The sequence below is a fragment of the Pseudomonas sp. P1_C12 genome (genome assembly GCF_056406435.1).
The window spans coordinates 1-11896 of sequence record NZ_JBFUAE010000011.1 but is presented as its reverse complement, the minus strand read 5'-3'; the positions used below and the strand labels follow the sequence as shown (position 1 = coordinate 11896).

Sequence of the window (11896 nt, the reverse complement as noted above, 5' to 3'; positions counted from 1 at the left end):
TGCTCGCAAGATGATGCTATTTCCTGATTTGCTCCACCTGCCCCATCAGTTACGCCATCCCGAAGTGCGTGACCTGGCGTGGGTCATCCTCGCGCCGCCCATGCTGGACGATACCCCGTGGCCGCAGCGTCACCCGCTGGCCGGCAGCGACTGGGTGCAGGCACCGCAACGGCTGGAGCATTGGCTGCGGCAACTGGACCGGGACAGTTATAGCTTACTGCACTGGCTGGCCCAGGCCCGGACACGGCGTCTGGGCCTGTATTACGAACGCCTCTGGCAATTCGCCGTGCAGCATGCGCCCGGCATTGAACTGATTGCTGCCAATATGCCGATTCGCCGCGAGGGGCACACCCTGGGTGAACTGGACATGCTGCTGCGCGACCGCGACGGCGTACATCACCTGGAACTGGCGATCAAACTTTACCTCGGCCCGCAATCCGGCGACGGGCATGACACTGCCCAGTGGCTGGGTCCGGGGTGCCACGATCGGCTCGACCGCAAGCTGGCGCACCTGAGCCAGCATCAATTGCCGATTTCCGCGCGCCCCGAGAGCCGTGAGGTGCTGGCGGCGCTGGATATCCAGGCCTTCAGCGCGCATTTGTGGCTGGGGGGTTACCTGCTGTACCCGTGGCCCGGACAGGCCACCCCGCCGTCGGGCGCCCATCCGCAGCATTTGCGGGGTCGCTGGCTGCATCAAAAGGATTGGCCTGCATTGTTGGCCCAGAGCCCGCCCGGTCGCTGGCAACCCCTGCCCCGCCATGCCTGGCTGGCGCCGGCGCATTATTCGGCGGAGCACACCTGGAACCCCGGACAGATGCAGGCCTGGCTCAATGACCTGGACCCTCTTGCGCCGGCACAATTGCTGGTGCGCCTGACAGAAAATGCCGAAGGTGACTGGGAAGAGGCCGAGCGATTGTTTCTGGTGGCGGATCTCTGGCCGAATGTGCCGGGACAAAGCTGAGAGTTGTGTTGTTTGGCCGGGCCTCTTCGCTGGCAAGCCAGCGCCTACAAGTTGTGCGCATAACCTGTAGGAGCTGGCTTGCTAGCGAAGGGCCACCCCGGTCTAACCTCGCCGAATCACTTCACAAGCGAATCACATGCCCCTCGACCGGTGCCACCTGGCCATGGAACAGACGGGAAATGACGTTTTGCGCCGCCTCGTAACCCCGGCTTTCAACGACTTCCAGCAATGGCTTTTCGCTCACCGTCAACTGCTGAAAAAACCGCACCAACCCTTCGCCGATATGCTGGCTGACCCCTTCCGGCCCCCATTCGGCATTGCGCTTGCGGATCTGCACCGGGGCAAAGAAGAACACCGGTTGCGGCCCCTCGATGGCCGTCATCTGCGCTTCATCGGTACTGTGCGCAGAGCCAGCGAAGCAACTGTAGACCAGTTGCCCGGCAAAGTGCTGGTGGACCTGATCGCGTAGTCCCAGGTCGCCGGAAAAATCCACGTACAGCGTAGGACGGTCACCGGCGAGGTTGGCCAACTCGGCATAAGACACCACGTATTCGTAACAGCCGAGGTTTTCGACAAATGCTTTGTTGCCGGCGGACGTCAGCGCCACACGCTCCAGTTGCGGATGATTGTGCAGACACACGGCCGTGCCGTAGGCGGTTTTGCTGGACGCGCTGGAGAACACCAGGCGGGTCGCATCGAAAAACCGGTTGTCTTGCAGGAAGTCCGCCAGCATCGATGAAGTCAGAAATAGCGGCTTGAGCAGAATCTGCAGGTTTTCGGCTTCAGGGCTGTAGTACGCATCCCAACTGCAGCGCGTGTATTGGTTGTACGCCGAGGTCAGCCACGACCGGTGTTCGGCCCCATCGTAAAAGCCGCGCTCGGTGACCTGTTCCGGGCGCACCCACAGGTGGCTGGCCAGCGGAAAGGGGTGATCATGGCCTGGGGCGGTCGCCGCTATTGCGTCACGGCGCAACCGGCGGCGGAGCAAACTGCCGCCTGGCTGTCGGAAATTGAAACAATGATTTGTAGCCGGTTATCCAGCGCTTCGTAGGACAAAGCGCTGGCCAATGAATATCAAACCTTCTTGTGCTGCTCGACCCATTGCCCATACGCATTGATGAAATTTTGCAGGAATGGCTTGACCGACTCTGACAGTTTGCCCGCCTCGTCGAACGCCGAACCGGCGTTCCCCAGATAGGCCTCCGGTTGCTGCATCAGCGGCACATTGAGAAACACCATGGATTGACGCAGGTTGTGGTTGGCACCAAACCCGCCGACGGCCCCCGGTGAAACACTGATAACGGCGCCCGGTTTGCCGTTCCAGGCACTTTTGCCATACGGACGCGAACCGACGTCAATCGCATTTTTCAGCGGCGCCGGCACCGAGCGGTTGTATTCCGGGGTCACGAACAGCACCGCGTCGGATGAGCTCACTTGTTGCCGGAAAGTGCTGTAGGCTGCCGGCGGTGAAGCGCCATCGATATCTTCGTTATAGAGCGGCAGGTCGCCAATTTCGACGATGTTAAGCTTGAGATTGGCCGGCGCCAGTTCTACCAGGGCCCGTGCGACCTTGCGGTTGATCGATTCCTTTCTCAAGCTGCCGACCAAGACGGCGATCGTATAGACGTTGCTCATGGGAGATTCTCGACTGTCCAATATGAAGAGCTTGTAGTTATAGATGACGATTCAAGCAGCGGGCGACTGAAAACGCCGTCCCTGACTATTTTTTTCCTGTAGGAAAACTTACCTCGCCCAAGCACGGTCTACAGAGCCGCAAATTGAGTGATTTATCTCCAGAGGTTCTAAGCAGATGGCAGCAGTACTCGTCGGTCAGTTCCATGCAAGAGACGCGCAAGGCCGTATTTATTCGGTGCACGAGTTCCAGGACTCCACCCCGGCGGTAGACGGTTCAGGCCCTGTCACCACCTACAAGCTGGCCATTGGCGACCGCGTCAACAAGGTCGACGACAATGAATTCATGCTGGTGCAAACCGGCGTGACCATTACCCGCGAACCGCAAACCGTCAGCGTTTCATAACCCGTCGTTATGAGCAGAAGTCATATGCGCGGACTTGGGGTAGGATTCAGCCACTGACTCCTCCACCTGCTGAACATGGACTTCATGCATGCGCTTACGCCATATCGAAGTGATCCAGGCGCTCTTGCAGACCGGTCACCTGGGCACCGCCGCCGAATGGCTGCAGTTGCCGGTGACCGAAGTCGAGCGTTTGCTGCGCGACGCCGAGGATCAGTTGGGTTTCATGCTGTTCGCCAGCGTTCGCGGACGATTGCAGGCCACCCGCGAGGCGCGGGAACTGCAAGTGGAAATTGCCCGGGTCTACGACGCGCTCGACCCCGTGCAGCGTCTGGCCAACAGCCTCAGGCAATACCTGGCGCCGCCGCTGCGCATCATCTGCACCCCGCCTCTGGCTAACCAATTGTTACCACACAGCATCGCGGCCCTGCGCCGACGCCTGCCCGACGCGCCTTGCACACTGCTGAGCCAGCCCACCCGCGACATCGTCAGAAGCCTGCTGCTGCGTGAAAGCGATCTGGGGCTGAGCCTGCACGACCCTGATCACGCCGACCTCGATTGCCAGGCGATTGCCCAGGGCAAACTTCAGTTGCTCGCACCCCATGGCTGGCTGCAACCGAAACAGAAATACATTTCACTGCAGGATCTGGCCGGTCAATCGATGATCGGACTGGAGGGGCACGACCCGCTGAGCCCGGCACTGGAAAACAAACTGCACGGTTTGCGCCCTGCTCCGGTGATTCAAACCCGGGTCCAGACGCATCAGATGATGCGCAGCATGGTCGAGGCCGGCGAAGGCCTGGCCATCGTCGACCCCTTCACCGCCCTCGGCGCCAAAGCCTCGGGACTGGACGCCTGCCCGCTGGCGCCGGCCGTTCCGATCAGTCTCTACGCCTTGTCGCTGAAAAACGTCGAACCGTCTCCGGCGGTTCAGGCATTGTTGGCCATCGTCACGGAACAAGCCGCGGCGATGCTGACGAACTGAGCAGATTTTCCAACGGATTTTCGAACATTCGATACCAGAACAGCGCCACTTCGGCGGTGTTCGGATCGATGCCGCGATAGCGCAGATGGTCGATCCCGCCCATCACGTAACCGCAACGCTCATAGAGCCTGCAGGCCCCCAGGTTGTTGTTCTGGGTTTCGAGCATGATGCCCGGGAGCTTTTTCTTGCGGCTCCAGAACTGCGCCACATCCAGCAAGGCCTTGGCCACGCCGTGCCGTCGGGCCGGTGCATGCACCGCCAGTTCGTCGATATGGGCAAAGCCGTTCCAGTTGGTGCTGACCACCAGATGCCCCACGGGCTGGTCATCCAGATAGGCCATGAAAATCGCGCTGTCGGCGGCATCGCGAAAGCTGCTGAACTCCTCGGGGTCGATGCCGTAACACTTGCGATATGGCGTGATCCGAGTGACCGGCCACTGTGCCACCGGTGCACCTATTTCGGCCGCACCGTAGACCGCGACTTCAAAACTGAAATCACTGCCCCAGATATAGGCGGCAAAACCTTCATCGGCAACCCGTACCGACAACCCTGGGTAATTCGGATTTATAACCGGCTGCATACTGGGAAAGGTCCTCACTCCTTGATGCAATCGACGGTATAGCACCGCCCACTGCCCTGATCTTCGTGTTGCAATCCGTGCACATCAGCAACGAACCCCGGGAAACTGCTATCGAACGTACGGGCAAATGCCAGATAATCGATGATCGAGCGGGTCGACTCGGTAAAGCGCTCGCCCGGCATGATCAACGGAATGCCTGGCGGGTATGGCACCAGCATCACCGCGGCGATCCGCCCGTCCAGCGCATCGATCGACACCGCTTCGACTTCACCCCGCACCAATTGATCATAGGCGTCCGCCGGCTTCATCGCGACCTCCGGCAGTACGGTGTACATGCGCTTGAGGTGCCTGGCGGTGGCGTTGCTGCGATAACAGGCATGCAACTGATCGCACAGATCACGCAGGCCCATGCCCTGATAGCGCGCGACATTCTCTTGCGCCACGCAAGGAAGGCAACTGGCCAGACTGACGTTGGCGTCATAGCTGCGCTTGAACTCCAGCAATTCGGTGAGCAGCGTGCTCCACTTGCCTTTGGTGATACCCATGGAGAACAACACCAGGAACGAATACAGCCCGGTCTTCTCGACAACCAGGCCGCGCTCCCAAAGGAACTTGCTGACCACCGCCGCCGGAATCCCGTGCTCGCTGAGGGCGCCACCGGCCGTCAGCCCCGGCATCACCAGCGTGACCTTGATCGGGTCGAGCAGCACATAATCTTCGGTCACGCCGCCAAAGCCATGCCAATCGGCATCGGGTTGCAGCAACCAGTCCTCGGTGACGACCCGCTCGATGCCTTCCGCCGACGGCGGTTGCCAGATCGAAAACCACCAGTCATCCGCGGCAATGTGCTGTCGCAAGTTAGCCAGCGCCCGGCGAAAACTCAGGGCTTCGTCGAACATTTCCTGCAACAGCGAACGCCCGGCCGGTCCTTCCATCATCGCCGAAGCCACATCCAGCGAGGCAATGATGCCGTACTGCGGCGAGGTGGAGATGTGCATCATGAACGCTTCGTTGAAGCGATCCCGGTCCAGTTGCCGCGCGCCGCCATCGCGCACGTGAATCATCGACGCCTGACTGAAAGCCGCCAGCAACTTGTGGGTGGAATGGGTGGTAAACACCAACGGGCTGTCTTCATCACGGGACGTGCCCATGCCGTAGCGCCCGGCAAAAAACTCATGAAACGCCGCATAGGCGTACCAGGCCTCGTCGAAGTGCAGCACCTCGACGCTATTGCCCAGTTGCTGCCTGATCAGCTCGGCGTTGTAGCAGAGGCCGTCATACGTCGAATTGGTCACCACCGCGAGCTTGACCTTCGGTGCACGGCCCTTGGTCAGCGGACTGGCGTCGATCTTGGACTGGATCGATTCGCGGCTGAACTCGCTCAGGGGAATCGGGCCGATGATCCCCAGCTCATTACGCTCCGGACACAAGTACAGCGGGATCGCGCCGGTCATGATGATCGAGTGCAGCACCGACTTGTGGCAATTGCGATCCACCAGCACCAGGTCATCGCGGGCGACCACCGAGTGCCAGACAATCTTGTTGGCCGTGGAGGTGCCATTGATCACGAAAAAGGTGTGATCGGCGCCGAAATTTCGTGCTGCACGGGCCTCGGCTTCAGCCAGGGGACCGGTGTGGTCGAGTAAAGAACCGAGCTCCGGCACCGACACCGAAAGGTCCGAGCGCAGGGTGTTTTCCCCGAAAAACTGGTGAAACGCCTGCCCGACCGGACTCTTGTGATACGCCACGCCACCGCCGTGACCGGGGGTGTGCCAGGAATAGTTGGAATCCGCGGTGTGTTGCACCAAAGCCTTGAAAAATGGCGGCAACAGTCCATCGAGGTATTTGCGCGCGGCGCGGGCCACCTGTCGGGCGAGAAAGGGCACGGTGTCTTCAAACAGGTAAAGAATGCCGCGCAACTGATTGAGCTCGGCCATGGCGTCGGCAGGCGCGTTTTCCAGGGTCACTGTTTCGCCCAAGGCGAAGATCGGCAGATCCGGTGCACGCACTCGCGCCAGACCGATCAGTTCGGCCATGTTTTGCAACAAATGGGAGTGGCTGCTGGCGTCCTCGGAGGCAATCAACATGCAGGACAGGCCATGGTAAGTCGACGCCACCAATCGTCCTTCGGTGTAGTCCACCGCCGAAACGACACTGAACCCTTCCTGCTCCAGCTCCCGGGCAATCCCCCGCACGCGGTCGCCAGCGACGCTGTCGGCCTTGATGTCGCGATGGACAATCAGGACCGGGAATTTCAAATCTTTATACATGAGGCTCAGTGTCCTGAGGCGGCAGACCATAGCCTGCCAATCACCTCAGGGTAGAGTGTTGCAGAGGATGTGGCGAGTGTCGCGCCCTGAAATGGGTCATCGGATGCATGCCAGCGGCGCGGCTATTCGAAGATCCTTTCGAAACATCTACGCCTGCGCTTCAGCCTCAGCCAGCTGCACCCACAACGCCGGAGCACCTGCGGATTTGCCGATGATTTCCAGGCGCGCCGCGTGGCGGGCGAGGTCGTCTTCGCTGGCGCGGATGATGCGCGTCGGCTGGCGATCTGCTGGCAAACGGCGGATCTCGGTGGCCGAATTGTCCGCCCCATCACCGGAGCCATTGCCATCGGAGGCGTTACCGGCCAGGGACAGACTGGTCTGCCCCCCGGTCATGGTCAGGTAGACGTCGGCGAGAATCTCGGAGTCGAGCAAGGCGCCGTGCAGTTCACGGCCGGAGTTGTCGACACCATAGCGCTTGCACAATGCGTCGAGGCTGTTGCGCTGCCCCGGGTGACGTTCCCGGGCCATCATCAGGGTGTCGAGGATCGAGCAGTGCTGCGTGATGTCCGCGCGGTCCTGCTGCCCCATCAGGGCGAATTCGTTGTTGATGAAGCCAACGTCGAACGCCGCGTTATGGATGATCAGCTGCGCGCCCTTGATAAACTCGAAGAATTCTTCGGCCACTTCGGCAAAACGCGGCTTGCCCACGAGGAATTCGTTGGTGATGCCGTGGACGCCGATGGCACCCTCGTCACTTTCGCGATCGGGTTGCAGGTACACGTGAAAGTGCCGGCCCGTCAGGCGTCGGCCGATCAACTCGACACAACCGATTTCGATAATCCGGTGGCCGTCGGTCACCGGCATGCCGGTGGTTTCGGTGTCGAGTACAACGGATCTGGTGGCCATCAGTGCTCAGCTCTCAATCGGTCAATCGTGCAAAAACGCGAATATTAACATGCTCGCGGGCCACCGCCATTGCGCTGCTGCGAACACAATCCTTGTAGGAGCTGCCGCAGGCTGCGATCTTTTGATCTGGCTTTTGATTTTCTGCGGCCTAAAAAAGATCAAGATCAAAAGATCGTCCGATCGCGGCCCGAGCCTTCGGCAGCTCCTACGGCAGACATTGCGATCAGCCCTGCTTGTACCCGCGCACTTCATCGACGCCACGGTTGGCCAACTGGTCGGCCCGTTCGTTGCCGTGATGGCCAATGTGCCCGCGCACCCATTTCCAGGTGACCTTGTGGCGGTTGACCTGCTCGTCGAGCAACTTCCACAGGTCAGCGTTTTTCACCGGTTCCTTCGCCGCGGTTTTCCAGCCGCGCTTCTTCCAGTTGTCCATCCACTCGTTGATGCCTTTCATCACGTACTGGGAGTCGGTCACCAGCAGCACCTCGCAGGGACGCTTGAGTTCTTCCAGGCCACGGATTGCACCCATCAGTTCCATGCGGTTGTTGGTGGTATTGGCTTCGCCGCCCCAGAGTTCCTTTTCGACGCCCTTGCACACCAGCAGTGCGCCCCAGCCGCCAGGGCCAGGGTTGCCCTTGCAGGCGCCGTCGGTGAACAGTTCTACGCTATCGCTCATGCCAATCTATCCAGAAAATGCGCTGGCCCGCCGATCGCTGATCGACGACGCCCGAAGCCGGGACAGGCCCGGCCGCAAATGAAAAGTGTGTATTACGGTTCGATGTTGCGACGGTTGACCTTGGCCATCGGCAAAGGAATCAACTTGCCCTTCGGCTCGCGCCGCTCCTGACGGACCGGTCGCAGGCCCACCACGATCTTGCGCGCCACCAATAAATAGAAGCCGCCGCCCGACAATTGCCAGTCACCGGCCTTGCGCTCCCAACCGGCCAGTCGGGTCTGCCACGCCGGTGACGCAAGCGGCGGACGATAGCACCCGAAGCGGCGTTTCTCCAGCGCGAAGCCCAGCAGGTTCAGCCAGTCCGCGACCCGTGACGGCGAAATGCAGCGTGCCTTGCGCAACGCATCCTGGGCAAACACATGCCGCAGACCCCAAGTGCTCCAGGGATTGATGCCGATGATCAGCAAATGCCCGCCGGGCCGTACGCTGCTGGCCGCCTCGCGAAGCAAACCATGGGGCGACAGGCAGAAATCCAGACCATGCTGCAGCACCACCACATCGGCAGCATGTTCGCTCAACGGCCAGGCCTGTTCCTCGCAGACGATCTCGACCCCCGGCAACGGCGCGCCAAGGCGCACATTGCGCTGCACCTGCGGCGCTGACGGCGGGGTCTGGGCCGAGGGGCCGTAATGCACCAGATAGCCACCAAAGAACCGCCCGAGCTCGTCTTCGAGCATGCGCTGCTCTTCGTCCAGCAGAAATTGCCCGATCGGACCTGCCAGCCACTCGCGGGCCGCGCTGATCAACGCGAGCCAGTCAGGATCAGCCTGTGCGAACGCTTTATCAGTCATTGCATTCTCCAACACGCCAGGAAGTTCTAAGATGCGCTATTGTTTTCCGCTTGGCGAATCCGACGATGATACAGATCACTGCCCTGCCCGCCTTCTCCGACAACTACATCTGGTTGTTACAAGACCACGGCAGCAAACGCTGCGCGGTGGTGGATCCGGGTGATGCCGCCCCGGTACAAGCCTGGCTCGCGGCCAATCCGGGTTGGATACTGAGTGATATTTTGATCACTCACCACCATCATGACCACGTCGGCGGCGTCGAATTGCTGAAGAAAGCGACAAACGCGAAGGTCTCTGGCCCGGCCAGCGAAAAGATCCCGGCGCGGGACGTTGCGCTCAAAGACAACGACAAGGTCAGCGTGCTCGGCCTGGACTTCGATATCTTCGCGGTCCCCGGCCACACCCTGGGGCATATCGCCTATTACCACCACGGCTTGCTGTTCTGCGGCGACACACTGTTCGCCGCCGGCTGCGGACGCTTGTTCGAAGGCACTCCACAGCAAATGTACAGCTCGCTGACACGCCTCGCCGGGTTGCCGGATGACACGCGGGTGTACTGCACCCACGAATACACCCTCAGCAATCTGAAGTTTGCCGCGGCCGTCGAACCGAACAACCCGGACACCGCCGAACGCCTGGCCAAAGTCACCCGCCAACGGGAATCCGGGATCATGACGCTGCCGTCGACACTGGCACTGGAAAAGCTCACAAACCCGTTTTTGCGCTCCGGTGAAACATCCGTTAAAGAAAAAGCGGACGAACGGACCGGCACCGATAACTCGGTGCCCGATATGGTTTTTGCTGCGCTTCGAGCGTGGAAAGACAGGTTCTAAAGGGGCTTCTCAAGATTGCAACAATTCTGAAAGGTTGACCGCGCAGGGTGCGCTTTCTAGAATCGCCCGACATTTTTGCCCGGAACTTACTTCCAGCCAATGTCGTCACCTATTCGCAAAGCCATCAGTTCAGACGCATTGACCCGCTTGGCTCAAGCCATTGCGGTGGCTGTGTCCGCCACCCTGGCGGGCTGTTCCAGCCAAGCGCCGCAGACCGATGCGGCGCACGCGCAGAACATCGCCGCGCGCGCCAAGCAGAAGCCGGTCTGGCTCAGCGAAAAACCCAGCCCGCAAATTCCCCAGGACGTCTGGGAGCGCATGCGCCAGGGCTTCCAGCTGCAGGACGGGCTGGGCGTCAACCCGCGCATCGAGCAACAACGCCTTTGGTTCGCCAGCAATCCATCTTTCCTCGAAAACGCCGGCGAACGTGGCAGCTTATACATTCATTACATCGTCGAACGCCTTGAAGAGCGCAACATGCCGCTGGAACTGGCACTGCTGCCAGTGATTGAAAGTGCCTACAACCCGATGGCCTATTCCCGGGCCGACGCGGTGGGCCTTTGGCAATTCATCCCCTCCACCGGTCGTTACTTCAACCTGCGCCAAACCCGTTTCTATGATGGCCGTCGCGACATCACCGCCTCGACCACCGCCGCGATGGATTACCTGACCCGCCTGCACGACATGTTCAATGGCGACTGGTTGCTGGCCCTGGCGGCCTACAACGCCGGCGAAGGCACCGTCAGCCGGGCCATCGAGCGCAACGAGCGTCTCGGCCTGCCGACCGACTACTGGAACCTGCCGCTGCCCGCCGAAACCCAGGCCTACGTGCCAAAGCTGCTGGCACTGTCGCAAGTGGTGATGGCGCCGGAAGCCTACGGCGTGAACCTCAACCCGATCGCCAACGAACCCTACTTCCAGGTCGTCGAAATCAACCAGCGCATGGACCTGTCCAAGGTTGCTGAAGTCGCCAACATCGACGAAGACGAACTGTTCCAGCTCAACCCGGCCTTCAAGCAGCGCACCACCATCGACGGTCCGCAGCACCTGTTGGTGCCGACTTCCAAGGCGCAACTGCTGACCAGCAGCCTGCAGACCATGCGCCCTGAAGAGTTGATCAGCAAGAAATCGCTCAAGCCGGTCTTCGAAGGTGCCGATGATACCCAGGTCGCCAGCGTCAAGCGTTCCTACCGGGTCAAACGGGGTGACAACCTCGGCTCCATCGCCAAGGCCAACAACGTTGACGTGCAGGACCTGCAACGCTGGAACAAACTGACTGGCAAGAACCTCAAGCCTGGCCAGACCCTGGTCATGCAGGACAACAGCAAACGCAGTTCCGGGCGCGTCAACACCGTGATTGCGGCGAATACCAGGAAGCAGCAGACCACGTACAAGGTCCAGCAAGGCGACTCGCTGTACATCGTGGCCAAGCGCTTCAACGTGGAGATGCAGCACCTCAAGCGCTGGAACCCGCGTGTCGGCCAGGCGCTGAAGCCTGGTCAGATGTTGACGGTGGCCAATCCGCACTAAGAAACAGCCCCCGAATCCTGGGGCTAATGAGATGGTCACCCCCACACCCTGCGAGGGCTACGCTTTCGCAGGGTGTTTTGTTTTCGGAGGCCATCATCATGATCCAGTCAGCACTGATCGGTATCGATCTCGGCAAACATAATTTCCACCTTCACGGCCAGGATAAATCAGGCCGCGAGGTGTTTCGCAAGAAGCTCTCTCGGGCGCAGATGATGCAGCTTTTCGGCAACGTGCCGAGTTGTATCGTGGTGATGGAAGCCTGTGCGGGG

The 11896-nt window shown here is 60.4% G+C and carries 12 protein-coding genes and 1 pseudogene; 6 read left to right on the top strand and 7 right to left on the bottom strand.

Going from position 1 to position 11896, the window contains the following annotated elements; genetic code table 11:
* Window positions 1–10: 10 nt before the first annotated feature.
* Complete coding sequence (locus tag AC1D19_RS18985) at window positions 11–961, top strand: DUF1853 family protein (RefSeq protein WP_477764118.1); 951 nt, start codon at window positions 11–13, stop codon at window positions 959–961.
* A gap of 121 nt (window positions 962–1082) precedes the next feature.
* Here AC1D19_RS18985 and AC1D19_RS18980 read toward each other — a convergent pair whose 3' ends face one another.
* Together AC1D19_RS18980 and AC1D19_RS18975 are read right to left on the bottom strand one after the other, a co-directional pair.
* Complete coding sequence (locus tag AC1D19_RS18980; protein WP_477764117.1) at window positions 1083–1949, bottom strand: DUF2855 family protein; 867 nt, start codon at window positions 1947–1949, stop codon at window positions 1083–1085.
* 86 nt (window positions 1950–2035) lie between these two features.
* Window positions 2036–2596 (bottom strand): NADPH-dependent FMN reductase, encoded by a 561-nt coding sequence (locus AC1D19_RS18975; protein WP_477764116.1) that lies wholly within the window; start codon window positions 2594–2596, stop codon window positions 2036–2038.
* Between the two features lie 175 nt (window positions 2597–2771).
* Between AC1D19_RS18975 and AC1D19_RS18970 the strand changes: the two genes are divergently transcribed.
* Window positions 2772–2999 carry a hypothetical protein gene (locus AC1D19_RS18970; protein WP_056727634.1) on the top strand — a complete coding sequence of 76 codons (228 nt, stop codon included), beginning with the start codon at window positions 2772–2774 and terminating at the stop codon, window positions 2997–2999.
* A gap of 88 nt (window positions 3000–3087) precedes the next feature.
* On the top strand, window positions 3088–3981 hold the full coding sequence (locus AC1D19_RS18965) for a LysR substrate-binding domain-containing protein (RefSeq protein ID WP_477764115.1): 894 nt from the start codon (window positions 3088–3090) through the stop codon (window positions 3979–3981).
* On the opposite strand, the gene AC1D19_RS18960 is transcribed toward AC1D19_RS18965, so the two are convergent.
* The 5 genes from AC1D19_RS18960 to AC1D19_RS18940 form a co-directional block, all read right to left on the bottom strand.
* Entirely contained in the window at window positions 3947–4561 is a 615-nt protein-coding gene (locus AC1D19_RS18960) for a GNAT family N-acetyltransferase (protein WP_477764114.1), read from the bottom strand. The genes AC1D19_RS18965 and AC1D19_RS18960 overlap by 35 nt on opposite strands.
* A gap of 14 nt (window positions 4562–4575) precedes the next feature.
* Complete coding sequence (locus AC1D19_RS18955; protein ID WP_477764113.1) at window positions 4576–6831, bottom strand: Orn/Lys/Arg family decarboxylase; 2256 nt, start codon at window positions 6829–6831, stop codon at window positions 4576–4578.
* Between the two features lie 147 nt (window positions 6832–6978).
* Window positions 6979–7737 (bottom strand): DNA polymerase III subunit epsilon, encoded by a 759-nt coding sequence (gene dnaQ, locus AC1D19_RS18950; RefSeq protein ID WP_477764112.1) that lies wholly within the window; start codon window positions 7735–7737, stop codon window positions 6979–6981.
* 223 nt (window positions 7738–7960) lie between these two features.
* Entirely contained in the window at window positions 7961–8413 is a 453-nt protein-coding gene (gene rnhA / locus AC1D19_RS18945) for a ribonuclease HI (RefSeq protein ID WP_007979123.1), read from the bottom strand.
* 92 nt (window positions 8414–8505) lie between these two features.
* Window positions 8506–9264: a class I SAM-dependent methyltransferase gene (locus tag AC1D19_RS18940; protein ID WP_477764111.1), complete on the bottom strand. Its 759-nt coding sequence runs from the start codon at window positions 9262–9264 to the stop codon at window positions 8506–8508.
* A 65-nt stretch (window positions 9265–9329) separates the two neighbouring features.
* Here AC1D19_RS18940 and gloB point away from each other — a divergent pair, with 65 nt between their 5' ends.
* The 3 genes and pseudogenes from gloB to AC1D19_RS18925 form a co-directional block, all read left to right on the top strand.
* Entirely contained in the window at window positions 9330–10097 is a 768-nt protein-coding gene (gene gloB / locus AC1D19_RS18935; protein ID WP_477764110.1) for a hydroxyacylglutathione hydrolase, read from the top strand.
* Window positions 10098–10196: 99 nt separating this feature from the next.
* Window positions 10197–11627 (top strand): transglycosylase SLT domain-containing protein, encoded by a 1431-nt coding sequence (locus AC1D19_RS18930; RefSeq protein WP_477764109.1) that lies wholly within the window; start codon window positions 10197–10199, stop codon window positions 11625–11627.
* A 98-nt stretch (window positions 11628–11725) separates the two neighbouring features.
* A pseudogene (locus AC1D19_RS18925) lies at window positions 11726–11896 on the top strand (IS110 family transposase); the annotation flags it as partial.